The sequence below is a fragment of the Pseudomonas sp. FP2196 genome, from assembly GCF_030687715.1.
Classification (GTDB): domain Bacteria; phylum Pseudomonadota; class Gammaproteobacteria; order Pseudomonadales; family Pseudomonadaceae; genus Aquipseudomonas.
The window spans coordinates 6167750-6192295 of the sequence record NZ_CP117445.1; the positions used below are offsets into that span (position 1 = coordinate 6167750).

Here is a 24546-nt window from a genome sequence, read left to right on the forward strand (position 1 = left end):
GGGTTTTTCTATTTCGCGGTTGCATCTATAGCGAGCTACTGTATAAACCGGCCCATATAAACCGCGCCATTCAAGCAAGAGGATCCCGGACGTGGAAGAAATCATCGAACAACTGCGCGAAGCCAACGAACCCGTACCGGTTCCACTGGAGTTGCCTGACGAAGACTTGCTGGTCGAAATCGAAGAACAACTGTTCATCGACATTCCGTTTGTCTTCAAAGAGTTTTTGCTGACCGTCAGCGATGTGGTTTACGGCAGTCTCGAACCGGTAACGGTTACCGATCCACAATCCCACACCTACTTGCCGGATGTTGCCGCCAACGCTTGGGATGTCGGTGTAGATCGCGGTCTGATCCCGATCTGTCAGGACGGCGATGATTACTACTGCGTCGAAGAAGACGGCACTGTGGTGTTGTGGCAGGCCGAAGAAGAGCTGATTGCCGAAGAAACCTGGGAATCGGTCTGGCACTGGGCGCGGGACGTCTGGCTGGAAAGCTGATTGGCCAAACGCCCCGGGTGGTCAGTGCCCCGACGACTCCTTGTGGTTGTCGAGGGTTTCCAGCAAGGCCACCTGCATCCGCGTATGCACGCGGATGAACCATCGCCAGAGCAGCGCCGCCACGGCGGCCGCGACCACGGCGATCAGCACCAGCAACTTGTTGGTCGGCAAGATACTGGCCGACAAGGCTGCCAGCAGCAGGAAAATCACCAGCAGCGAGAGAATCGGGATCACTTCTGAGATCACCCGACGCACTCGCTGCGTGTGCCGCCCGGCCATCTCCGGCTTCACGCCCATTTCCGCCAGCAGCATCGACAGCGCCTTGAGCTTGCGATAGGCGGCGATCAAGAACGGCAGCGACACCAGCAATGCCCCGCCCCAGATCAACGCCTTCTGCCAGCTCGGATCACTGATCCAGTCTTGCAGCGACAGCGAGATGCGCTCGGCGAAATACGCGCCGGCAAAGAAGATCGCAATCACCAGCGCCAGATTGACCCCGACCTGCAACAGAATCCGCCGGATCATCGACGCCAGCATGGCGCTCTCGCCTTGCGGCTGGATGCTGCGCAGCCATTCGCCGTACATTCCGAATACCCGTGCGAGAGGCTTGGGCATGGCGGCAGACAGCTTGATCGACAGCGGATCCGCCGCGCGAATCAGGTACGGCGTCAGCAGTGTGGTGATTACCGAGACTGCCACGGCCACCGGATAGAGGAAGTTGCTGGTGACCTGCAAGGTCATGCCCAGCGCGGCGATGATGAAGGAAAATTCGCCAATCTGTGAAAGCCCCATCCCTACCCGCAGTGAGGTTCGTCCGTCATTGCCGGCGATAAAGGCACCAAGTCCGCAGGACAGCATCTTGCCGAGCACCACGGCGACGGTGATCACCGCAATCGGCCACGCGTATTGCAGGAGAATCATCGGGTCGAGCATCAGGCCGATGGCGACGAAGAAAATTGCGCTGAACAGGTCACGAACCGGCTCGATCAGCCGTTCGATCTTCAGCAGTTGTCGCGACTCGGCCATGATCGCGCCGATCAGGAACGCCCCCAGCACCATGCTGTATTCGAGCTTGACCACCAATAGGCAGAAACCGAAACACAGGCCCAACACGGTGATGAGCAGCATCTCGTTGCTTTCGAATTTGGCGACGTAGGCCAACAGGCGCGGCACCAGCAGAATGCCAATCACCAGCGCGACAATCATGAACAGCGACAGCTTGCCGACCGTGGAAAACACTTCGCCGGAGCTGACAGTGCCGCTGACCGCGATACTCGACAGCAAGGCGATGATGCCGATGCCGAGGATGTCCTCGACGATCAATACGCCGAAGATCAACTGCGCGAAGCGCTCGTTCTTCATCTTCAGATCGTTGAGGGCCTTGACGATGATGGTGGTCGACGAAATGGCCAGAATCGCACCGAGGAACAGCGAATCCATGGTGTTCCAGTCGAACCAGCGGCCGATTTCGTAGCCGATCCAGATCATCAGCACGATTTCTAGGAACGCCGCGATAAATGCCGTGGCGCCGACCTTGAACAGCTTGCGCAGGCTGAACTCCAGGCCGAGGCAGAACATCAGGAAAATCACCCCCAGTTCGGCGAGGGTCTTGATGGTTTCTTCGTCGTGGATGAGGCCGAACGGCGGGGTGTGCGGGCCGATGATAAACCCGGCGACGATGTAGCCCAGCACCACTGGCTGTTTGAAACGGTGGAACAACACGGTTACCACACCTGCGACCAGCATGATCACTGCCAGGTCCTGAATAAAACTGATGGCATGCATGGCGTGGTCTCCTTGAATGACGAGGCTCGCAGTCAGACAGCAGAAAAGTCTGAGCGAGCTGGGTAAAAATCCGCTTTTCGTGTGGGAATTGCCCTTGAGGCGGGCTTTTGCAGGGTAACACCGCGACTTCCGGCAGGAAGGCGGTGCAATATAAGGAAACAGATCGATCCCGGCGTGACGGCGGTTCGTCGCGCGGCGTCCCGATAACGGTACTTTTGAAAAGCGACCAGGCACCCGCAGAGGTGCTTCCAGCAAACCCGCCTTGATCCGTGAGAACGTTATGGAACCCGGAAACGCCCAGCTGTCGATGACGGTACTGATGACCCCCGACATGGCCAACTTCTCTGGCAATGTCCACGGCGGTACCCTGCTCAAATACCTCGACGAAGTGGCCTATGCCTGCGCGAGCCGTTATGCCGGCCGCTACGTGGTGACACTGTCGGTGGATCAGGTGATTTTCCGTGAGCCGATCCATGTCGGCGAACTGGTGACCTTTCTGGCGTCGGTCAACTACACCGGCAACACGTCGATGGAAGTCGGTATCAAAGTGGTGACCGAAAACATCCGCGAGCGCTCGGTACGCCACACCAATAGCTGCTTCTTCACCATGGTCGCGGTTGACGATCAGCGAAAACCGGCTCCAGTGCCGCCGCTGCAGCCCCAGAACAGCGAAGACAAGCGCCGCTATATGCAGGCCCAGCAACGTCGGCAGATTCGTCAGGAGCTGGAAAAGCGTTACCAGGAGATCAAGGGCGACGCCTGAAATCCAAAGTAAAAGATCGCAGCCTGCGGCAGCACCTACAGAGGATTAACGTCCACCCTGTAGGAGCTGCCGCAGGCTGCGATCTTTTCGCTTTTAAACGATTAAAGACTGATCGGTGTAGCCTCGAACTTCACCCGTGGATGCGCAATCCGATCCTGCGCCCGTACCAGTTGCAGCTCATAACTGGCGCACGCTTGAGTCTCCAGCAACACCTCATGCACCGCCGCCGCCGTGAACTCGAACGCGGCCACCAGGCTGTCACCCAGCAGCACACGCGCCAGAAACAGGCCAGACGTCAGATCGCCCACACCCACTGGCTGACGCGGAAACGCCAGCAGCGGACGGCGCAGATGCCAACTGCCCTCGGCAGTCACCAACAACATCTCGAAAGCCTCCGCCGGTTTGCCCGGGTAATCCAGATGCTTGACCAGCACCGCTTTCGGCCCGCGCGCCAGCAGCGCTCGCGCCATCGCCAGGCAATCGAACAACGACTGCGGCTTGCGCCCGGAGAAGCTGTCCAGCTCCAGTTGGTTCGGGCACATGAAGTCAGCTACGGCCGCCGCTTCTTCCAGCAGGAAATCACTGACCTCGGCCGGTACGCTGCAACCCTTTTCCGGGTGGCCCATCACCGGGTCGCACAGATAGAGAGCCTTCGGGTTGACCGACTTGATGCGTGCAACACCGCTGAGAATCGCCCGGCCCTGCGCTGCGCTGCCCAGGTAACCGGACAGCACCGCGTCACAGTTGCCCAGCTCACCAATGGCCGCGATACCTTCGACCAGCTCGGGAATCTGCTGCGGCGCCAGCACTTCGCCGGTCCATTGGCCGTACTGGGTGTGGTTGGAAAACTGCACGGTGTTGAGCGGCCAGACATTCACCCCGACCCGCTGCATCGGAAATACAGCGGCGCTGTTACCGGCGTGGCCGAACACCACATGGGACTGAATGGCGAGCAGATGAGGCGTACGTTTCATTCGGGTTTTCCGTAAAACGATTGAAATTCAAGCCGCGCAGTATGCGACGAAACGCAGCCTGTACGACAGACCGGCGACGCAGTTAAGCTGGCACTATCTTTTGGAGTTTCCTGTTGATGCTGACCCTCGAAAACATCTTTGTGCTGATGCTGTTCGCCGCCGCCGGTGCGTGGCTTTGGCACAACCACGGCTTGCGCGAGCGTGCGCTGGAGCGGGTCAAACAGCATTGCATCAACGTCGGCGTGGAGCTGCTGGACGGGAACGTCGCGTTGAAGAAAATTGGTTTGATCAAGGATGCCAATGGTCGGCGACGCCTGGCGCGGATCTATAACTTCGAGTTCACCGTGACCGGCGAAACCCGGCACAACGGCACCATCACTCAATTTGGCGCCCACAGTGCGCAGATTGAATTGGCGCCCTACCCGGCACCGTTCGACGACACGCCGCCAGTGGTTGAGGTGCATAAGCCTCGGGCTGAAGTGATCGAGCTGAGTCAGTGGCGGCAGGAACATACCAAGTGGAAGCCGTGAGTCAGCCCGCCTGTATTCGGCAGTGCGCCAGTCCAGCCTGTAATTGATCGATATTTTGCGGATCGGCGAAGATCAGCTCGATCCGCGAGTCCTTGCGCCATTCGCTGGCTGTCCAGTTCAACGTTGAGTTATCCAGCGCATTCGCCGAAACCCAACCGTCCGCACTGCGGATAACCAGTTTGGCCCTTGCCCACAAAAAACTTTCAAGCCAAACGGCCAGTCGCTGCGTGTCGAACTGCTGGCTCGAATGCCAGCGCCATCCGATACTCCAACCGCCCTCCTGCGCCTGACTCAGGCAAATGGGTTGGGTCGGATCGCTCCAGACTGTCGGCATCTGCGCCAGTCCTTTGGGCACGACCCAGTTATCAACACCTGCTACCGCTTGAATGGCCAGACCTGGCAGTTCGCTCAAGGACAGTTGCGCCTGTTGCGTCCAGATCAGCCTGACCGGTGGTAACTGACTGGATATTTTCTGTCGGACGGCCTCATCCAGGCTTTCAGCCTTGTTCAGCAACAACAAACCGGCGCTGGCCATCGCTTGCTGTTGCGCAGCCGGCAGCGCTCTCCCCGCGCTTAGCGATTGAGCATCCAGAACCAACACACACGGCTGAACTGCGAGAACCCCCTGCCATGGCGCTTCGCTCAGTTGCTTGAGTAATTGCGCCGGATGGCCCAACCCGGATGGTTCGATAAACAGCCGATCCGGCTTCGCCTTGCGCAGCAACCGCCCGAGGCCGATCTGGAACGGCGCACCATTGACGCAACACAAGCAGCCCCCGGCCACTTCGCCCAGTGCGATACCATCGCCGTCGCGGGTCAGCAGTGCGGCGTCGAGGCCGATCTGGCCGAACTCATTAATCAGCACCGCCCAGCGCTCGCCGGCCGGCCGTTGCGCCATGAGTTGGCGAATCAGACTGGTCTTGCCAGCGCCCAACGGGCCTGCGATGACATGAGTAGGAATGTTCTGCAACATGGTGGGCATTTTTCTGAGGAAGTCGAAGATGCGTTGGATGGGATGGTCGTTGCTGTTGATGGTGCTGTCGAGCGAAGTGTTGGCCCAAGCCTGTGTTGTGCACAGTCAGGGCGAGAGGGTCGACGTGAAAGTCTGCCAGCAGAACCGCAACATCCCGGTAAAACTGTTCAACGACGGCTTCTGCCAGCCAACGCTGGCCGGGCAAAAAGTCGACGTACAGTACGTCGATCAATGCCCGACCGGTGCTTTCGGCGTGTGCAGCAACGCGCAAGTCGCCAATATGCCCTATCGCCAGGACATCCACTATTACGGCGTCGCCTCCGATGCCGCGTATCTGAAACCTTACTGCGAAAGCCAGAGCCAGGGCACATGGCTCAAGCCTTGAGCCGTTAGCCAAGCCAGTCCAGGGTCAGCATCAGCCGGCGCTCGCCGGGAACCGGTTGCGGCGAGCGATGGATCAGGCCGTAGCCTTCATTCCCGTGCCATTTTTCGCCTTTCAATAACGCCACATCAGCGCTTGCGAGTTGCTGGATCTGCCCTGCTTCCTGAGGCTCGGCGTTGGCCTGGCCCAGTTGTTGACGATCCATTGCGCCTTCCCTGAGCCACTGGCTGCCGACTCCCGCGTAGGTGGTGATCAGCCGCACCGGCACATGATCGACGTGGAAGCGTGGGCACATGGCTTTATCCAATACCCGCAGGCGCAGGCCGATCCGCCGGGCGCCGAGCAGACACGCGAAGGCACTCACGAGCCATTTCAGATCAGCGATAAAGCCGTCATAGCCTTGCAGATCGCGAAATCCCAAGGCGAGCCCGGTAAGATCCGGCTCTGCCTCCTCGTCGGATAACTCCAGGCACAGCGACTCGGCCAGAGGCTCGTTGAGTGACAACAGCAGGTGAGCGAAATCGGCGATGTGCAGCGGCAAATGTCGCTGCCAGACAGCGAGGTTGGTGTCGTCCTCAAGGATGCTTGTCAGCACTTCGGGCGTCGGCCCTTGATGCTGATGGCGTGTGCGGTTTTGCTGGAGTTTCAATGCGAGCATCAGGCGGCCTCTTCGTGCCAAGGGCCGAACGGATCCGGCAGCAATCGCCAGCCTTCTACGCCGATCGCCATTTCATCATCGGTCAGCAGACACCCATCCAGTTCGGCAGAGAGCTGTAGGAAATTCATGTTCTGGCCGATGAAAACCAGTTCCTGGCGACAATCTCCGACACTCGGGGTCCAGTTTTCCATGATGGCGGCGGTGCTTTCCTCATCCTGCGGCCACTGGTTTTTCTCCACAAACCGCCACCAGCGCCCGGCAAAACCATGGCGCATTAACCCCCCCGCCTGCGACCAACTGCCTGCGTCTGTGGGCTTGCTCGCGAGCCAGAAGAAACCTTTGGAGCGCAACAGTTTCCCGTTCAGCCATGGGCGGTCGATGAAGCTGAAGAAGCGCTGCGGGTGAAAGGGTCGGCGCGCGCGGTAGGCGGTGGAAGCAATGCCGTACTCCTCGGTTTCCGCGACGTGCTCACCGCGCAACTCCTGTAGCCAACCGGGCGATTGCGCGGCTTTCTCGAAGTCGAAACGGCCGGTGTTGAGGATCTTCTCCAGCGGCACTTCGCCCATCACCATAGGAATGATTTCGGCGTGGGCGTTGAGGCGTTTGAGGATGGCGATCAGCTCTTCACGCTCATGTTGGCTGATCAGATCAATCTTGCTGATGAGCAGTACATCGGCAAACTCGATCTGCTCGATCAGCAAATCGGTGATGGAGCGTTCGTCCTCTTCACCCAGGGTTTCACCGCGAGAGGCGAGGCTTTCGGCAGCCTGGTAGTCGAGCAGGAAATTCACGCCGTCGACTACAGTGACCATAGTGTCCAGGCGCGCGATGTCGGCGAGGCTTTGTCCCTGTTCATCGCGAAAGGTGAAGGTCTCTGCCACCGGCAGCGGCTCGGAAATGCCGGTGGACTCGATCAGCAAGTAATCGAAGCGACCCTCGCGAGCGAGCTTGCTGACTTCTTCGAGCAGGTCTTCGCGTAACGTACAGCAAATACAGCCGTTGCTCATTTCCACGAGTTTTTCTTCTGCGCGGTTCAGGCTGACATCACGCTGGACTTCGCTGCCATCGATGTTGATCTCACTCATATCATTGACGATAACGGCTACGCGCAAACCATTGCGATTACGTAGTACGTAATTCAAAAGTGTACTTTTTCCAGCGCCGAGAAATCCGGAAAGAACGGTGACGGGCAGTGCGGCTGACATTGGGTAATCCTCTTCAGGTAGCAACCGATCTGCACTTTTGCGTAGCGCGTGACGTTCTGGGCTTCATACGATGGTTCGTAGAAGGTAAACGCTTGAAATCGGCTGAATCAGGCTTGGTTCAAATTAATGTTATAGTATAACAACATGAATTGGCCAGCCTTGCTCTTGCCCCTTATAGATAAAGAGTCGGAAGCTGCCATCAGTCCGCCGCTTGGGAAATGTGATGAAAATTGCGCTGAAATGCTCGTTTTTGAGCCTTGTAATGGTGGCCGCCACTAGCGCTTGGGCACAGATGCCCGCGCTCGCTACCTGCACACGCAGCGCCAATCTGCTGGCCTGCGTGGATGCCGAAGGCAATGCATACAGCGTCAACACGATCGGCAATACGCTTTACCTGCGCGGTTTCGAAAAGTCTGGTCAGCGCTACTGGGCGCAAACCAATAGTCGATTCGGACAAATGACATTCTTTACCGGTATCGCCTCCGACGGCGAAGCGTGGGTGGGCTACACGCGCCGGGTGGGCTGGACGACCATCAACCGCTTTTCCACCTCGGGAGGCAGCAGCTCGAAATTTACCTGTAGTCGAATCACCGGCTGTTAGACCTGCGTTTTTTGTTGCTCCTGTTGCCAGGCGAGGTAACTGTCGATCGGTGGATTCTTCTGAAAATAGCGCTGCAATCCTTCGAATAAGCCGTCAGCAACGGCTTGCTGGTGCCTCGCCGTGACCAATCGCTGGCTGTCACGCACATTGGAAATAAAGCCGGTTTCTACCAGGATCGATGGTACGTCTGGCGACTTCAGTACAGCAAAACCGGCTTGCTCCACGCGTTTCTGATGCAGCGTAGTGATACCGGCCAGGCTACCGAGAATCGTGCTGCCAAGTTGCAAACTGGCGGCAATAGTGGCGCTCATCGACATATCGAGGATGACGCCAGCGAGCATCGGATCCTTGTCTTTGAGATTGAGCAAACTTGTCGCGCCCAGCAGGTCCGCGCCGTTTTCACGTTGAGCCATGAACCGCGCTGTCGCCGATGTGGCACCGCCCTCAGAAAGGCAGTACACCGATGCACCCGAAGCGGTCAGTCTCGGCGCTGCATCGGCGTGAACCGAGATAAATATGTCAGCCTTGTGCTGGCGCGCGATCTCCACACGTTTGCGTAGCGGTACGAAGAAATCGTCATTACGCACCAGTTTGACGTCGAACCCCTTCTCCTTTTTCAGGCGTTTTGCGAGCAGTTGAGCGATGGAAAGCACCACATCCTTTTCCCGCTCGCCTCTCGCGCCGACCGCTCCCGGATCCTTTCCTCCGTGCCCGGGATCAACCACAACGATGATATTGCGCTTGGGATGAGCTTTACCCGGGGGTGTTTCACGTGGAACCTTTACTGAAATTGGCGACTGATTTGCGCTCACCAAATCCAATACCAGGCGATGCCCTTGGCCATCCTGCGGCGCCAATAGAAAGCTGTTCAACAGCACGGGACGATTCAGATCAAGCACTATCCGCGTATAAGCCTGGCCGAAACGCCCGGAACGGATCGATCGAATGACCGTGTTGCTAAGCGCCAGTTGACTGAAATCAGCTGTTAGATTCGCGCTACTCACATCAATAATCAGCCGTTCCGGAGCACTTAACGTGAAGGTTTTGTAGCGAACCGGACCGCTTAAGTCGAGCACCATTCGCAGCTTTTCATCCGAACGCCAAAGTCTCGCGTTGCGGATTTCTGATGCTGATGCACCAAAAGGAAAGGCGAAGGCCACGCTGGCCAGAATGAGATTGAGCAAGTGGCGTCTGTGCATATGAAAGCCTGTTCATGAAAAAGGCATCGTGATTTGAATTGTTATAATGTAACATTCAATTCAATCAACACGATGGTCCCGAACATGAATTCGCTGACACTTCCGGATATCGCTGCGCAGGCTACGCGCCAGGCGCTAACACTCGAATGGGTGGGCATGCGCGGCATCGCGTTGCCAGTCTTGTTAGAGAGCCAACGCTTGAATGCCAAAGTCGATGCAGGTGTAAGCCTTGATGACGGCGAGGCACGTGGCATTCATATGTCACGACTGTATCTGGCATTGGAAACCCTTGAGCAGGACAACCTTAGCCCTGCCTTGCTGCGTTACGTACTTCAACGCTTCGTTGATAGCCATGAAGGTTTATCCAAGAACGCATACCTGAATATCCACACAGAAATACTGTTGAAGAGACCCGCCTTGGTCAGTCCTTTGGCCGGTTGGAAATCGTATCAAGCGACAATTTCAGCCAGCCTGAAAAACGAAATGTTCCACGTGGAACTTAAAATCGATGTGCCCTACTCTTCGACGTGCCCTTGTTCTGCAGCCCTCGCAAGACAATTGATCCAGCAACAATTCATCGACGACTTCGCAAACAAGCCGCTACAACACGCCGATGTTTTAACTTGGCTCGGCTCGACCCAGGGCATCATCGCCACGCCCCACAGTCAACGCAGCACCGCACAACTCCATGTTCATCTCGATGAATTCATCGATGAATTGCCGCTGAGTGCACTCATCAACGACGCCGAAGCAGCCCTCGGAACAGCCGTCCAAACCGCCGTAAAGCGCGCTGACGAACAAGCCTTCGCACTCGCCAATGGGCAGAATCTGATGTTCTGCGAGGACGCCGCGCGTCGACTGAATCTCGCACTGCGTCGCTCTCCCGGCGTCAGTGCTTTTCATCTGCGAGTGATTCACGCCGAAAGCCTGCACGCACACGATGCCGTTGCTGAAAGCCATTGGCATCGGGAGCACGCATGATTCGCTGCCAATCATTGAGTTGGGGCGCACCCGGTCAACCGCTGACATCCCCCCTTAGTCTCGAACTCGACAGCGGAAGTCTCACGGCAATCATCGGTGCGAACGGCTGTGGCAAAAGCAGCCTGCTGAAAGTCATCGCCGGGCTGCAAAAGCCATTGGCAGGCAACGTCACCCTGAGTGTTCCACGCCAAAGCGGATTGTCCTTCCTCCCCCAGCAACAGCATCTGGATCGCCAGTTCCCCATCAGCCTCCAAGACTTGGTAGCCGCTGGTTTCTGGGGACGTCGACTGTCCACGCAATTGCGCGCTCAACGCCTCGCTACGGCAATGGAAAACTGGCACCTGAGTGGACTCGAAGATCGTCCGCTGATGGCCCTGTCCGGCGGAGAATTGCAACGTGCCCTGCTCGCTCGATTGAGTCTGACCGACTCACCTGTGCTGCTGCTCGACGAGCCCCATGCTGCACTTGATGAGCTAGGCCAACGGCTGCTATGGCAACACATCCACGCCTGGCATGGCGAAGGTCGAACATTGGTCGTGGTTTGCCATGACCTCGCCGCCGTCCGTCAACACATCCCAAAAACGCTGTTAATGAAAAACCGCAACTGCGTATTTGGCGCCAGCGCAGAACTCATCCAGCAGTCACCTCACACTCAGGTGGCCTGATGCTCACCTTCGCTCACTTCTGGCAACCGTTTACCGAGTTCGTCTTCATGCGCCGCGCGCTCCTCGGCGGCCTGGTATTGGCCTGCAGCACCGCACCACTCGGTGTGTTTCTGATCCTGCGACGCATGAGTCTGATAGGTGATGCCGTGGCCCACGGCATCCTCCCCGGCGCTGCATTGGGATTCTGGTTCGCCGGGCTGAGTCTGCCCGCGTTGACCTTTGGCGGTCTCGGCGCGGGTCTGAGCATGGCCGGTCTCGCCGCCTGGATTACCCGCCGTACAGGCCTGCGCGAAGACGCCAGCCTCGCGGCGATCTATCCCATATCGCTGGCCAGTGGCGTGTTGATTCTCGGCATCGCCGGCAAACGCCTCGACCTCTTGCATCTACTGTTCGGCTCGGCATTGGCTGTCGACGGACCAACCCTCAATGGCATGCTGTGGGTCTCGGCATTCAGCCTGATCGCGATGATGCTGATCTACAAACCCCTATTGCTCGACACCCTCGACCCATTGTTTTTAAGAACAGTGAGCCGCCTCGGTCCGCTCGCCCACGGCGTATTCCTGACCCTGGTTGTGCTGAATCTGGTAATTGGTTTCCAGGCGATCGGCGCGTTGATGGTGGTCGGATTGATGATGCTGCCCGCTGCCGCTTCTCGATTCTGGAGTCGCCGATTGCCGACCCTGATTGCCATCGCGGCGATCATCGGTTGCGTCTCGGTAGGGTTCGGCTTGCTCGTCTCTTTCTATTACTCGCTTCCTAGCGGCCCGGCCATCGTGCTGGTCGCTGGCACGGGTTATCTGCTGTCCGTGGTGTTCGGGCCGGTACACGGTTTGGTCCGCCGCCCGCCTTTGCTCACATCCCAATGAGGTGTTTCCCGATGCGCGCTCTACTTGTGCTGTTCAGTTTGATGCTGTCGATGTCCTTGTCGGCGGCGGAGAAAATGCCGGTGGTCACCAGTTTCAGCATCCTCGGCGACATGGTGCATCAGGTCGGCGGCGAGCATATTCAGATCATCAACATGGTCGGGCCTGACGCTGACGCTCACACCTATGAGCCGACTCCGGACGACGCCAAAGCGCTGCTCAAAGCCAAACTGATCATCAAGAACGGCTTGGGTTTCGAGCCGTGGCTGGATCGACTCGTGAACAGCACCGACACCCAAGCCACAGTCATCAGTGCCAGCCATGGCGTGATTCCACGTTCACTCGATGAGGACGGTGAAACCATTACCGACCCGCACGCCTGGCACAATCTGGCCAACGCCGAGTTGTACATCGCCAACATCACCAAGGCACTGATCGTCGCTGATCCGGCGAACAAGGCCGACTACGAGCGCAACAGCAAAACCTACCTGAAGCAGATCTACGCCCTGCTCGCCGAAGCCAAGACCAAGCTCGGTTCGCTACCACCGGGCAACCGCAAGATCGTCACCAGCCACGATGCGTTCGGTTATCTCGGCCAAGCTTACGGCATCGATTTCATGGCCCCGCAGGGACTTTCCACAGAACGCGACCCTTCCGCTGCAGAAGTTGCCGCACTGATTACCCAAATCCGCCAAGCCAAAGTCAAAGCGGTGTTCATGGAAAACATCAAGGACGCACGCCTGCTCAAGCAAATCGCCGACGAAAGCGGCGCGCACATCGGCGGGACGTTGTACTCCGACGCCCTCGCCGCCAGCGGCCCGGCCAGTACCTTCACCGGGCTGTTCGAATACAACCTCAACACTCTTTACAACGCGCTGAGCCAACCATGATCCGCAAGAATCCTTCAGGCGATCTCCCACAAATCGCCGAGTCGGCCTACGTCGATAAAACCGCGATCATCTGCGGCAAAGTGGTGATTGGCGAAAACGTCTTCGTCGGTCCCTACGCAGTCATCCGCGCTGACGAAGTGGACGCTTCGGGCGAGATGAAGGCGATCACCATCGGAGCCAATTCAAATATCCAGGACGGCGTGGTGATCCACTCCAAATCCGGTGCGGCGGTGACCATCGGCGAATTCAGCTCCATCGCCCACCGCTCGATCGTCCATGGTCCCTGCGTGGTTGGCGACCGCGTCTTCATCGGCTTCAACAGCGTGCTGTTCAATTGCGTGGTCGGCGACGGCTGTGTGGTGCGGCACAACTCGGTGGTCGATGGCCGTGATTTGCCGGACGCGTTCTACGTGCCCTCCACTACCCGGATCGGGCCGAGCACCGATCTTTCGTTATTCCCGCCGGTGAGTGTCAGCGCCTCAGAGTTTTCCGAGGATGTGGCGCGCACCAACGTCGATCTGGTGCGCGGCTATAAAGCCTTGCAGAACGAGTTTTGAATCATGAGCAGCGTGCTGATTCGCAACGCCAGACTGGTCAACGAGGGGCGTGAGTTTGACGCAGATTTACTCGTCAGCAACGGACGCATCGTCAAGATTGCCCGCAGCATCGAAGGTGAAACAGCGCGCGTGGAAATCGACGCCAACGGCCAATGGCTACTGCCGGGAATGATTGATGACCAAGTGCATTTCCGCGAACCCGGCGGGCCGGCCAAGGGCAGCATTCACAGCGAATCCCGCGCGGCGGTCGCGGGAGGCATCACCAGCTTCATGGACATGCCCAACACCAAGCCGGCCACCCTCACCCTCGAGGCACTGGCTGACAAGAAGCGCCGGGCGGCAATCAGTTCGGTGGCCAATTACGGTTTTCACTTTGGTGTGAGCCAGGACAATCTAGGGACCGTTGCCGCGCTCAATCCTAGTGAAGTGGCCGGGGTAAAAGTGTTCATGGGCGCGTCCACCGGCAACATGCTGGTGGATGACCCAAAGATTCTTGAACGACTGTTCGCCGAAGTACCGACGATTCTGTTAGCCCATTGCGAACACACGCCGAGTATCGACGCCAACGCGGCCCACCTGCGTGAACGGTTTGGTAATCATCTGCCTCCTGCGGCTCATGCACTGATTCGCAATGCCGAAGCGTGTTATCGCTCCTCCTCACTGGCCGTGGCCCTGGCGAGACGCTACGGCACGCGCCTGCATGTTTTACATCTGACTACCGCCCGTGAACTGGAACTGTTCGAGGACAAACCTCTGGCGCAAAAACGCATCACTGCCGAGGTCTGCCTGCACCATTTGTTGTTCGATGATCGCGACTACTCAAGCCTCGGCAACCTGATCAAATGCAATCCGGCGATCAAGACTCAGGCCGACCGCGATGCGTTGCGTGAAGCGTTAAACAGCAATCGACTGGATGTCATCGGCAGTGATCATGCCCCCCATACGTGGGACGAAAAGCAGCGTCCCTACGCAGAAGCGCCTTCGGGGTTGCCATTGGTGCAGCACGCTCTGCCGGCGTTGCTGGAACTCGTGGCGGATCGTTTGCTGCCGATCACCACGCTAGTGGCGAAGACCAGCCATCGAGTGGCGGATCTGTTTGCGATTCCGGATCGTGGTTATCTGCGTGAGGGGTATTGGGCGGATCTGGTATTGGTTAAACCAGAGATGCTGGATGTGTCGCGGCAACCGGTTCTGTCGCAGTGTGGATGGACGCCGTTTGCCGGTCGAAGCTTTCGGCATCGGGTGGGGACGACGTTGGTGTCAGGGCAGATGGCCTGGCACGAGGGCCAGCTGAATGAGGGATGTCGAGGGTTGCCGCTGCGGTTTATGCGTTGAGTGATTCGGCGCCTGACAAGGTGCCTTCGCGGGCAAGCCCGATCCCACAGCGTTCTCTGGTGTACATGGATTTTGTGTACACCAGAGAACGCTGTGGGAGCGGGATTGCCCGCGAAGCTTTTAAGCTCTTGGTTTCACCGCGCCGCAGTCCTGGCCCAGCCACACTGCGCGGGTTTCCAGGCTACCTTTCTGATTGATCCCGATCGCGTTGAACGTGCCGTTGGCAACCGTCGTGAATTCCCGGTCACTCTGGAATGTAGCCACCCCGGTGCCCTGCGCTTTCGGGCAACTGAAACGGAATTTCCACTGGTTGCCGCTGCGCTCGGTGATCTGCTGCTTGCAGCCCGATTGCGGATCGGCCAGCGGAATATCGTTGGTCGCCACTTGCTCAGGCGTCAGGCAGGCGCGGATGCCTTTGCCACCGATATTGATGCCGTTTTTCTCCAGCAACGCTCGCTGTTGCGGCGTCATCTGGCCCTGGAGCTGACCCAGGATCGATTGCACATCCATTGGCTGGTCATCGACTTTCACATTACTCGAAGTCATTTCCCACAACCCCGGCTGCAGCATTTGCGCCTGCGCAATCACCGGCAATGCCAAACCCAGGCCCAGCGCCAAACCCAGCAGACGAACGTTCATCGAGAAACTCCTGATCAGTAGTGGCCGTTAGACGTCGGCCGATTGCTTCGGTTCATGCGCCAATTAAATAGCGACATTCGCCACAGAACATGGTCTGTTAAGGCATTGAATCTTGCGGAGCAAGGCTGCCCCATGGATTATTTTGGACCGCACATTTTCGGTTATTTGATCGCCCTGATACACACCCTCGGTATGATCGCCGCCATTCACGCGGTGCTGACGGTGCGCACGGCTCAAGGGTCGATCGCCTGGGCATTGTCGCTGATCTTCATTCCTTACCTGACGCTTATTCCGTACCTGGTGTTCGGTCGCAGCACCTTCGATGGTTACATCAAGGCGCGCCGCCAGGCCAACGAACAGATGCGCCAGGCCATCTCCGAACTCAATTGGCGCCCCTGGGTAGAAGAAGCCCTCACCGCGCGCGCCTCGAGTGCCTACGCTTCCTTGCGCGCGATGCCGAAACTGGGGCGTATGCCGTGTCTGGCGAACAACGAAGTCCAGTTGCTGGTGAACGGCAACGAAACGTTCAACGCGATTTTCCAGGCCATCGATCAGGCGAAGGAAGCAGTGCTGATCCAGTTCTTCATCATCCATGACGATCGCCTTGGCCAACGCCTGCGTGACTTGTTGCTGAAGAAAGCTGCCGAAGGCGTGTCCATTCACCTGCTCTACGACGGAATCGGCAGCCACGCCCTGCCCCACAGTTATGTGCAGGCGCTGCGTGATGGCGGCGTCGAGGTCAAAGCGTTCGCCACGCGCAGCGGCTGGCTCAATCGCTTCCAGGTCAACTTCCGCAATCACCGAAAAATCGTCGTGGTCGATGGCGTGGTCGGATTTGTCGGCGGGCACAACGTCGGCGATGAATACATGGGCGAGAAACCGCCGCTGGCACCGTGGCGCGACACTCACGTAAAAGTGCGCGGCCCGGTAGTAGCGTGCATGCAGGAATCCTTTGCCGAAGACTGGTTCTGGGCCGCGCGCACGCTGCCGCCGCTGATCCTGCCGGACGAATACCCGGACGACGGTGTGCTCTGCCAATTGCTCGCCACTGGCCCTGCAGACGCCTACGAAAGCTGTTCGCTGTTCTTTGTCGAAGCCATTCACGCAGCGACAGAGCGGGTGTGGATCACCAGCCCTTACTTCATTCCGGATGAAGCCGTGTTTGCGGCGTTGCGGCTGGCGGTGTTGCGCGGTGTCGATGTTCGCCTGTTGCTACCGTCGCGTCCCGACCACCGCATCGTCTACGCCGCGTCCAGCCTGTATGCCTTTGAGGCTGTGCGTGCAGGCGTGCGGGTGTTCCGTTACGAGCCCGGTTTCCTGCATCAGAAAGTGGTGTTGATCGACAGCGAGATCAGTGCAATCGGCAGCGCCAATCTGGACAATCGTTCGTTCCGGCTGAATTTCGAAGTGATGCTGTTGACGGTCGACAGTGCTTTCGCGGGCGAAGTCGAACAGATGCTCAACGCCGACTTCGAACAGGCCTACGAAGTGGCCAAAGAAGAAAGCCGGGAAGTCCACCGCCTGCAACAGGTCGGCATGCGGATCGCCCGGCTGATCTCGCCGATTCTCTGAAAAACCATCAAGGATGGTAGATATCGTCGCGTGTCCATGGCAGTTCATGGCTGCCATCGGCGTGTGCTTTCACCGCGAGGATCTGGTGCAGATTGATCCAGCCGTGCGCGAACGCGTAAGCACAACCGGCCAGGTACAGGCGCCAGATTCGTAGCGCTTGATCAGGCACCAGTTTGCCAGCCGCTTCGAGGTTGTCCTCCAGCCGCTCGCTCCAGTGATCCAGCGTACGGGCGTAATGCAGACGCAGACTTTCGACGTCGACAACTTCCAGCCCGGCTTCGCTGATCTCGGCCGAAATCATCGACAGATGTGGCAACTCACCGTTGGGGAAAACGTATTTCTCGATGAATTCCCCGGCACCTCGTCCGACCGGGCGGCCATCGATGTGCTTGGCGGTGATGCCGTGATTCATCACCAGTCCGCCCTCCTTCACCGCGCCGAACAGGGTTTTGCAGTATTCGGCGAGGTTGGCGTGGCCGACGTGTTCGAACATGCCGACGCTGACCACCTTATCGAATCGGCCGTCCTGCGGCAGATCGCGGTAGTCGAGCAATTGCAGTTCGATCTGATCTTCCAGGCCCTCGTCCTTGACGCGCTCGCGCGCCAGTTCCAGTTGTTCCTTGCTCAGGGTGATGCCGAACACCTTGGCACCGAACTCCCGCGCGGCGTAGCGCGCCAGGCCACCCCAGCCGCAACCGACATCCAGCAGATAATCGCCCGGCTGCAAACGCAACTTGCGGCACAGATGCCGGAATTTGGCTTGCTGCGCCTGTTCGAGCGACTCGCTGCCGGTCTCGAAATACGCACAGGAATACGCCATGTCGCTGTCGAGCCAGAGTTGGTAGAACGCGTTGGACAGGTCGTAGTGGTAGGAAATGGCTTTGGCGTCGGTTTCCTTGTCGTGCAAGGTCCGCACAGGCTGATTGTCTTCGTCTTCATCGAGCAAAGCGTTGCTCAGTTCGTCGCAGACACGGATGACCTCGCTGATCGATCCCTCCAGTTCAAGCTTGCCTTCAACGAACGCCGCCCCCAGCGCGTTCAGGCTTGGATGGGTGAACTGGCTGACCATCTGCGGGTCCTTGACCACGATGGTGACACTGGGCGCCGGGCCCAGATTGTACTCGTGGCCGTCCCAGAGCCGCAGGCGAAGCGGAAGCTGCAGATTCTGTAAGGCCGGTGGAAGTTGCACGAGCATGGAAAATCCCCCTTGTTTCAGACGTCAAATCTGAGGGTAGACCATCCTGGAAAATTAGCAGGCTATCGATTTAATAGCCGACGACTATGAACCGCCAAGGCTGCTCGATCCTTTTGCAGCGCGCCTGTACGGAGGACAAACCGCCAAGCACGCAGTTCAAAAAATGATCAATCCTGCGCTTTCAGCTTTAGCAGGGGTTCCTGAAAACGCAACAAGCGCCCGGCGTTACCCAACACCAAGAGCGTGCTGAGGTTATGCAGCAGCGCGGCGAGCATCGCCCCGGCAGCGCCCAACCATCCGAATGCGGCGAACACGACGATGGCCAGCGTCCAGCCCAGACCGATGATCACGTTAACCTGCAAGGTTCGCCGACACTGGCGACTCAGCCGCACGCAGGTGCCGAGGCGACGCAAGTCGCTGCCTATCAGTACGATGTCCGCCGACGCCAAGGCGATGTCTGCCCCGCCCGCCCCCATCGCCACACCGACTACGCCCGCCTTCAGTGCCAGCGAATCGTTGATGCCGTCACCGACCACCATTGGCCGGAAGCCGTTGTCGATTTCCTTGAGTACGCGATTGAGTTTGTCCTCGGGCAAAGCCTGGGCTTGTACCTCGTGCAAGCCGACATCTCGGGCCAGTGTCTGGGCAACACTTTGTCGGTCGCCAGTCAGCAACAATTGCCGCCCGAGGCCCAAGTCGCGCAATTCATTGAGAGCAAACCGGGCCTCCGGTTTGACGCTGTCGGCCAACAACAGCCAGGCGAGGAATTCACCATTCAAGGCGAGGCCGGCAATGGGGCCGTCATGCTCGGGAATACTCGTCGTGGCGATCTTCAGTTGAGCGAACAACTCTGGCCGACCAAGCGCTGCTTCGCCCTGCGCGGTCATTGCGACGATACCGAGTCCCTGCCGCTCGTGGATTTCGCTTAGCGGCAGATAGCCTTCCTGACTGATCAAGCCTGCCAGTGCCCGACTGACCGGGTGACCGCTCGCCGCGCCGAGGCTGGCGGCGAGCGCCATGACCGTCGACTGATCCACGCGCGGACTGTTGATCGACTGCAAGCGCAAGGTGCCGTAAGTCAGGGTGCCGGTCTTGTCGACGACCAGCGACGTGAGGTCGGCCAGTTCTTCGAGAAATGCCGAACTGCGGATCAAAATCCCGTGCCGTGCTGCCACCGCCACGCCGGCAATCGCCGTGGCCGGTGCCGACAACACCAAGGCGCATGGGCACGCCGCCACCAACACCGCGAGCATCGCTTGCGCATCGTGGGTGATGAACCAGGTGACCGCCGCCAGTAGCAATACCAGCACCATGTAACTGCCAGCATAGCGTTCAAGCAATCGAGTGATTGGCGGTTTGGAGCGTTCGGCGTTTTGCATCAGAGCGATCACTTTGCCGAGCGTCGATTCGTCTCCAGTGCGGGTCACTTCGATTCGCAGCAGGCCGTCTAGATTGATCGCGCCGCCGAACACGGTCATGCCCACTGCAACTTCTACCGGAACCGACTCTCCGGTGATCGAAGCGGTGTCGAGGCTGGCCTGGCCAGAGAGAACTCGACCATCCGCCGGCACCCGATCGCCGGCACGCACCTCAACGGTATCGCCCGGTTTCAATGTGCCGTTGTCCACTTCAATGATCGAGCCGTCAGCCTGAATCTTTCGTGCATGGCTGCGGGTCAATTGACCGAGGGCATGAATCGCTTCTTGCGAACCAATGACACTGCGCTCCTCCAGCACATGGCCGAAGATCATGATGATCGGCAGCAACGCTGCAGTCAGCAGATCGCCCGTCGCCCAAGCGCCGAGCATCGCCAGGGCAATCAGTTGATCAGTGATGCCGTGCAAGCTTGGATAACGCAGGCTGTACCACGCCGAACGCATCACCGGCACTGCGACTAATAAAGAAGCAAAACCGAGCAGCAACTGACTGACTCCGGTTTGCTCCGGCGCCAGCCAGCGCCAAATCAAGCCTAGGCCAAGCAACCCCAGGGCGAGCATCGCCAAGGTCAATTGCCTCGCCGCACTACGTTGTTCGGCAGAGGACAGCAGGCTCGGTGTAGCTGAAGTCGCAGTCATTTACTGGCTCCCTGAATGATCAGGCGGGAATCGTCTTTCGGATCGACTGTAGTCACCGATCCAGCCTGGCCGAGGATCTTCGGCATGCGCTCGCGGTACAGACGCAGAAGCATTTTTGGATCGATGCCTTGTTGTTGCGCCTTGGCCAGACTCAACACCGTGGCGGTGTCGGTAGAGGCTTTGGCCAAGCGTTCGCCCGCTTGGGCGTGGGCGACTTGCAACGTGCGGTCGGCCTGTTCGTTGGCGGTCTGAGTGAGTTTCTCCGCGTCGGTGCGGGCGTTGGCCACGGCTTTGTCAGCTTGCTGGCTAGCGGTCAAAACGGCGTTGAAGGCACTGACCGCAGGATCGGGCAGACTCGATTGCACATCGACCCGGGTCACTTCGATACCGATGCCCTGCCCGCTCGCCTTCAGTTCAGCCAGGCGTTTGTTGATACCTTGCACCAGATCACCACGCAGTCGTTCACGGCGTTCAGCGGCCTGACTGTCGGCGCCAATCAGTTCCGGTCGGGCAACAAGAATGGTGTCCAGGTCTCGCGCTGCCGTCAGTGCCACGGCGCTGCGCGTGACCAGACGATCAAGCGCCGGCAACACATGTTCGCCCTGAAGCACGAAGTCATAGGGGTCAGCAACTTTGTAAAACACCCGCACATCCAGTTGCACAACGCCTGCGTCACCGGTCAGTAAATAACCAGAGCCGGCCAACGCATCGCTGATCGGTGTGGCGAATGAGGCGACCCGATCAGCCTTCAGCGCTTCGTCGCTGCGCAGCAGATTCTCCACTCGACGCTCGATCACCCGATCCGCCGCCGGCAGCAAAACCACCTGCTCGAACGGCTGTGGCCATGCCAATAAAAGGCCGGCGTTCTGGATGCGATCCAGCGCACCAAAGTGCAAAACGACGGCGCGATTCTGTGGATCAATCTGACGCACATTGGAAAACGCCCAAGCCAATGCCGCCAACACCGTCACCGCGTACAGGGCAAAAAATGCCAAGCGTCCGGCCTGAATCCACGGACTGTTCAGCGAATGTGTTCCACGTGGAACTTCTTCATTCATGGCTGCGACCCGGATTTGCTGTCGAGATTTGGCGGTCCATCGATCAGCACGCGGAACGGCGCGGCATCGGTACGCAGGATCAGTTTGGTATCTGGCGTGACAATGGTGCCAAGGGTGTCCAGTGAGCGCAGCAGGTTGTAGAGCTGCGGCGAACCGGCGTAGGCGCGACCGTAGATTTGCGCTGCCTCGACGCGAGATTGCGCTTCGATATCAGCGGCTTTCACCGTGGCATCTGCCTGAACCATCCGCGCATCGCGCTCGGCGGCGGAGCGAATTTGCGCCGCCTCACGCTTGCCGATTGCGGTGCGTTCGGTGGCGATTGTTTCACGCTCGGCACGCATACGATCGACCGTGGCAGTGAGTGTCACTGACGGCAGCGTCAGCCGTTCGATACCGACCTGCACCACCCGCACGCCATAAGTGGCGAGCAATTGCTGATCGATCTGTTGACGTAATTGTGCTTCGAAATCGGCAATCCGCACCTGACTCGAATCGGTGTTCACCAGATTCGCCAAGTCAAAACTGCTGGCGGTGGTTTCCAGTGCCGAGCCGACAAAGGTACGAATCTGCCGCGCCGCTTCGTCGGGTTGGTTCTGCACCGCACGCATGAAGCGCTGCACATTGTCCGGGTCACCCTGCACCTGCCAGGCAACGTAAGCCTGGACGATGATGCGCAAACCGTCGCGGGTGCCAACATCCTGCAAACCGCTGGAGGTGGTACGCAGGCGCAAGTCCACCGGAATCGCCGCTTCGAACGGCGCCGGCCAGCGCCAGCTCAACCCCGGCTCGAGCAGAACTCGCGATGGGTTACCGAAACGGGTAATGACAGTCGCTTCACCGGAGCGCACTTGCACCAGACTCGCTGCGGCGATGGCGAACGCCACCAGCAACGCCGCCCAACCCATGCGCCGCCAAGGGAATGGCCCCGCCTCCTCCGGCGTACCGTGGTGGTGACCGTGATGATGGTGATGCCCGCCGTGGCCGTGGCCGTGATCGTGGCCGCCGTGGTCATGATGATCGTGTGTATGCGACTGGCTCAATGGGCAACTCCTGGTTGAGCGGTGGTACGCGCGGGCGTCGGGTCAGCCGGCAGCGTGAACGTGCGCAGGTCGATGGTCGGCGCGTTGCTGCTGCCGCCCAGGCGATGGTCGAGGATCAGCAATTTGGCTTTACTCAGGCCTTGGCTGAGCTGACTGAAGTATTGCTCCAGCACGAATGCCTGGCCGGCGCTGGCGTACGCTTTTTGTTCGGCACTGAATTTCAAGTCGGCGGCCTGTGCAGCTGCACCGATTTCGCGAGCGTTGGCGCTGGCCTGATCGCGAGCAAGGCTGGCTTGCAACTGCGCCTGATTGCTCGCTTCGGCAGCAGCACCGCGCTCGCGGGAGATCAACGCCTGCGCACCGATCTGCGCCGCTTGCACGCTGTGATAGGCGTTCGCGGCGCCGGCCGGCGGGTGAATCGCCTCAACCACGGTGGCGAGAATCTCCACGCCACTGTCGAGTGTTTGCAGATCATTTTGCACCGCACGGCCGATCTCTTCCGCCAGCCCTACCCGGTCCGCACCAAGCAAACCGTCGAGGGTGCGTGAGGCGAAATCATGGACGAGAATCCGGCTGGCAGTGCTGCGGATGAGCGTTGGCACATCGGCACTGTTGTAGGTTGCAGCCAGTGCTGCCTGATCGCTCAGACCGATGCGATAGACGAAGCGCACGTCCATGTTGACGATCTGAAAGCTCTGCTGCTCGCCCCGGCTGCTGGCGATCACCTGGGATTTATCGTTCACATGGCTGGCGTCCCACAAACGATTGGCCGTGATCGGTGCCGGGCCTTCGGCGGGATCGAGTTGCAGCGGCGCCGGGTTTTCGCCGACGCTGGTCGCCAGTTCATGGACCACGCCGTTTTCGACGCTCAACACTCGACCCAGTGGCCATGGCAAACCGGCGTGCAAACCGGGACCGAACACCTGCACCGGTTTGCCGAAACGTTCGTAGATGCCCCGGCCTTGCAGGGGAATTTCGTGGATACCGGTCAGCAACCAGCCGACCGCCGCGACCAGCGCCAACACCGGAAGAAACGCTCGGCGCATGTAACTGAAAGCCCAGATCTGGCGCAGATCGATGCCGAAGCGGTTGTGCAATTCGTGCTGCAAAGCGAGCAGTGGTTGAGGCGGCCACCGCAGCAGGTCGGCGACAAAACTGCGCGCCAGTAGCGTCGGTTCAAGTTGATCACGGCGCGGGCTGAATATCGAAAGAACCGCACGCAATAGCAGCTCAATCGCGACCAATCCTGGCAAGATGCCGATCAGCACTGCAAGGCGAACCGGCCATAAGACGGTCTCGCTGGCGAACAACAAACACAGCGCCCCCAGCACCAGGCTGATGATCGCGACGCGCGACAGTTGTGCCAGCGAACCCGCTTCAGGCCATTGCGCCGGGGTTTGCTGAGCCCATTGCCGCTCCAGCACCAGCAAACCGAACGCCAGCAGCAACGCCAGAACTGCGCCGACCGTGGCAGACACACCGACAGCGGCGGGCAGCAAGGTCAGGTTCCACGCCTGCTCAATGCCAAGCACCACCAGCAAGGCCCAGCCGCCCAGCCACAACGTCGCCGCGCCGATCAGGCCAACCAGATGCAAGCCACGCCGACTCAAGCGATCCAGCAGCCGCTCATACCAGCCTTCCGGCGCCGGTTGTTCTTCGACTGCAAGCGGTGTCGATGCCAGCGGATTCATCACCCGCGCGCGCCATTGAGCCACCCACCAAGCCGATTGCAGACCTGCCACCAGAATAAGCAACGCCGCGCTCTGATTGATCAGCAGCGGCAGCCACAACGATTGCGGCGCGAAGAGCCCGACAAAAAACGCCAGCACCCACCCTGCCCCGGCCAACCCTCCAAGGCCGATTGCCCATCGACGTAAACGTCGGCCCTGTGTGGCCGCCTGCTGAAAGCGCGGCAGTCCGGTCACTTGCGTGCCCTCAACCTCCAGATCGACCTGCATATCACCCCAAAGCCTTCGGCTCTTTGCTCGTATCGTTACGATATAACGAAAATCGTGAAATATTCGTCCACAAATTGCGCTTATCTAAGAACGCCCAAGCTGTCGCTTGCCTGAAGCCTTGACCGAAATGCCCGGGAGCGCACATATTA

24 protein-coding genes are annotated in these 24546 nt (G+C 59.0%); 12 read left to right on the plus strand and 12 right to left on the minus strand.

What is annotated here, in order from left to right; all coding sequences use genetic code 11:
- The first annotated feature begins 91 nt into the window (after window positions 1-91).
- The gene (locus PSH79_RS27750) at window positions 92-499 is read left to right on the plus strand and encodes an SMI1/KNR4 family protein (RefSeq protein ID WP_129386777.1); all 408 of its coding nucleotides are present in this window, start codon (window positions 92-94) and stop codon (window positions 497-499) included.
- A 21-nt stretch (window positions 500-520) separates the two neighbouring features.
- Here PSH79_RS27750 and PSH79_RS27755 read toward each other — a convergent pair whose 3' ends face one another.
- Window positions 521-2284, minus strand: coding sequence for a cation:proton antiporter (locus tag PSH79_RS27755; protein ID WP_305440558.1), 1764 nt, complete (start codon window positions 2282-2284; stop codon window positions 521-523).
- 280 nt (window positions 2285-2564) lie between these two features.
- On the opposite strand from PSH79_RS27755, the gene PSH79_RS27760 reads away from it, so the two are divergent.
- Entirely contained in the window at window positions 2565-3047 is a 483-nt protein-coding gene (locus PSH79_RS27760; RefSeq protein WP_041073853.1) for an acyl-CoA thioesterase, read from the plus strand.
- Between the two features lie 101 nt (window positions 3048-3148).
- Here PSH79_RS27760 and pdxY read toward each other — a convergent pair whose 3' ends face one another.
- A complete protein-coding gene (gene pdxY, locus PSH79_RS27765) occupies window positions 3149-4021 on the minus strand; it encodes a pyridoxal kinase PdxY (protein ID WP_305440559.1) in 873 nt (290 codons plus the stop codon).
- Window positions 4022-4137: 116 nt separating this feature from the next.
- Between pdxY and PSH79_RS27770 the strand changes: the two genes are divergently transcribed.
- Complete coding sequence (locus PSH79_RS27770) at window positions 4138-4551, plus strand: DUF3301 domain-containing protein (RefSeq protein ID WP_305440560.1); 414 nt, start codon at window positions 4138-4140, stop codon at window positions 4549-4551.
- 1 nt (window position 4552) lies between these two features.
- On the opposite strand, the gene PSH79_RS27775 is transcribed toward PSH79_RS27770, so the two are convergent.
- A complete protein-coding gene (locus PSH79_RS27775) occupies window positions 4553-5524 on the minus strand; it encodes a GTP-binding protein (RefSeq protein ID WP_305440561.1) in 972 nt (323 codons plus the stop codon).
- Between the two features lie 28 nt (window positions 5525-5552).
- Here PSH79_RS27775 and PSH79_RS27780 point away from each other — a divergent pair, with 28 nt between their 5' ends.
- Window positions 5553-5909 (plus strand): NADH:ubiquinone oxidoreductase, encoded by a 357-nt coding sequence (locus PSH79_RS27780; protein WP_305440562.1) that lies wholly within the window; start codon window positions 5553-5555, stop codon window positions 5907-5909.
- A gap of 4 nt (window positions 5910-5913) precedes the next feature.
- Here the strand turns inward: PSH79_RS27780 and PSH79_RS27785 are convergent, their stop codons facing one another.
- Together PSH79_RS27785 and zigA are read right to left on the minus strand one after the other, a co-directional pair.
- The gene (locus tag PSH79_RS27785; RefSeq protein WP_305440563.1) at window positions 5914-6564 is read right to left on the minus strand and encodes a DUF1826 domain-containing protein; all 651 of its coding nucleotides are present in this window, start codon (window positions 6562-6564) and stop codon (window positions 5914-5916) included.
- A complete protein-coding gene (zigA, locus tag PSH79_RS27790; protein WP_305440565.1) occupies window positions 6564-7769 on the minus strand; it encodes a zinc metallochaperone GTPase ZigA in 1206 nt (401 codons plus the stop codon). The genes PSH79_RS27785 and zigA overlap by 1 nt, the downstream gene beginning before the upstream one ends.
- 223 nt (window positions 7770-7992) lie before the next feature.
- On the opposite strand from zigA, the gene PSH79_RS27795 reads away from it, so the two are divergent.
- The gene (locus PSH79_RS27795) at window positions 7993-8370 is read left to right on the plus strand and encodes a glutamine synthetase (RefSeq protein ID WP_305440566.1); all 378 of its coding nucleotides are present in this window, start codon (window positions 7993-7995) and stop codon (window positions 8368-8370) included.
- On the opposite strand, the gene PSH79_RS27800 is transcribed toward PSH79_RS27795, so the two are convergent.
- Window positions 8367-9569 (minus strand): N-acetylmuramoyl-L-alanine amidase, encoded by a 1203-nt coding sequence (locus PSH79_RS27800; protein ID WP_305440568.1) that lies wholly within the window; start codon window positions 9567-9569, stop codon window positions 8367-8369. The two genes, PSH79_RS27795 and PSH79_RS27800, sit on opposite strands and share 4 nt — an antisense overlap.
- A gap of 84 nt (window positions 9570-9653) precedes the next feature.
- On the opposite strand from PSH79_RS27800, the gene folE2 reads away from it, so the two are divergent.
- The 6 genes from folE2 to PSH79_RS27830 are packed head-to-tail and all read left to right on the plus strand — an operon-like array spanning window position 9654 to window position 14860.
- Window positions 9654-10550, plus strand: coding sequence for a GTP cyclohydrolase FolE2 (gene folE2 / locus PSH79_RS27805; protein WP_305440569.1), 897 nt, complete (start codon window positions 9654-9656; stop codon window positions 10548-10550).
- Window positions 10547-11215 carry a metal ABC transporter ATP-binding protein gene (locus tag PSH79_RS27810; RefSeq protein ID WP_305440570.1) on the plus strand — a complete coding sequence of 223 codons (669 nt, stop codon included), beginning with the start codon at window positions 10547-10549 and terminating at the stop codon, window positions 11213-11215. Before folE2 ends, PSH79_RS27810 begins: the two co-directional genes overlap by 4 nt.
- Window positions 11215-12081: a metal ABC transporter permease gene (locus tag PSH79_RS27815; protein ID WP_305440572.1), complete on the plus strand. Its 867-nt coding sequence runs from the start codon at window positions 11215-11217 to the stop codon at window positions 12079-12081. Before PSH79_RS27810 ends, PSH79_RS27815 begins: the two co-directional genes overlap by 1 nt.
- Window positions 12082-12092: 11 nt before the next feature.
- Window positions 12093-12968 carry a metal ABC transporter substrate-binding protein gene (locus PSH79_RS27820; protein WP_305440573.1) on the plus strand — a complete coding sequence of 292 codons (876 nt, stop codon included), beginning with the start codon at window positions 12093-12095 and terminating at the stop codon, window positions 12966-12968.
- A complete protein-coding gene (locus PSH79_RS27825) occupies window positions 12965-13525 on the plus strand; it encodes a DapH/DapD/GlmU-related protein (protein ID WP_305440574.1) in 561 nt (186 codons plus the stop codon). Before PSH79_RS27820 ends, PSH79_RS27825 begins: the two co-directional genes overlap by 4 nt.
- Window positions 13526-13528: 3 nt before the next feature.
- Window positions 13529-14860 carry a dihydroorotase gene (locus PSH79_RS27830; protein ID WP_305440575.1) on the plus strand — a complete coding sequence of 444 codons (1332 nt, stop codon included), beginning with the start codon at window positions 13529-13531 and terminating at the stop codon, window positions 14858-14860.
- A 120-nt stretch (window positions 14861-14980) separates the two neighbouring features.
- Here PSH79_RS27830 and PSH79_RS27835 read toward each other — a convergent pair whose 3' ends face one another.
- Window positions 14981-15499: a DUF3617 domain-containing protein gene (locus tag PSH79_RS27835; RefSeq protein ID WP_305440576.1), complete on the minus strand. Its 519-nt coding sequence runs from the start codon at window positions 15497-15499 to the stop codon at window positions 14981-14983.
- Between the two features lie 132 nt (window positions 15500-15631).
- On the opposite strand from PSH79_RS27835, the gene cls reads away from it, so the two are divergent.
- Window positions 15632-17071 carry a cardiolipin synthase gene (gene cls, locus PSH79_RS27840; protein WP_305440578.1) on the plus strand — a complete coding sequence of 480 codons (1440 nt, stop codon included), beginning with the start codon at window positions 15632-15634 and terminating at the stop codon, window positions 17069-17071.
- A gap of 7 nt (window positions 17072-17078) precedes the next feature.
- Here cls and cfaB read toward each other — a convergent pair whose 3' ends face one another.
- From cfaB to hflK (PSH79_RS27865), 5 genes are all read right to left on the minus strand, one after another.
- Window positions 17079-18266 carry a C17 cyclopropane fatty acid synthase CfaB gene (cfaB, locus tag PSH79_RS27845; RefSeq protein ID WP_305440579.1) on the minus strand — a complete coding sequence of 396 codons (1188 nt, stop codon included), beginning with the start codon at window positions 18264-18266 and terminating at the stop codon, window positions 17079-17081.
- 167 nt (window positions 18267-18433) lie between these two features.
- Window positions 18434-20341 carry a heavy metal translocating P-type ATPase gene (locus PSH79_RS27850; protein WP_305440580.1) on the minus strand — a complete coding sequence of 636 codons (1908 nt, stop codon included), beginning with the start codon at window positions 20339-20341 and terminating at the stop codon, window positions 18434-18436.
- Window positions 20338-21399, minus strand: a complete 1062-nt coding sequence (gene hflK / locus PSH79_RS27855) for a protease modulator HflK (RefSeq protein ID WP_305440581.1) — start codon at window positions 21397-21399, stop codon at window positions 20338-20340. The genes PSH79_RS27850 and hflK (PSH79_RS27855) overlap by 4 nt, the downstream gene beginning before the upstream one ends.
- Window positions 21396-22439 carry a protease modulator HflC gene (hflC, locus tag PSH79_RS27860; protein ID WP_305440582.1) on the minus strand — a complete coding sequence of 348 codons (1044 nt, stop codon included), beginning with the start codon at window positions 22437-22439 and terminating at the stop codon, window positions 21396-21398. The genes hflK (PSH79_RS27855) and hflC overlap by 4 nt, the downstream gene beginning before the upstream one ends.
- Window positions 22436-24397, minus strand: a complete 1962-nt coding sequence (hflK, locus tag PSH79_RS27865; RefSeq protein ID WP_305440583.1) for a protease modulator HflK — start codon at window positions 24395-24397, stop codon at window positions 22436-22438. Before hflK (PSH79_RS27865) ends, hflC begins: the two co-directional genes overlap by 4 nt.
- Between the last annotated feature and the right edge of the window lie 149 nt (window positions 24398-24546).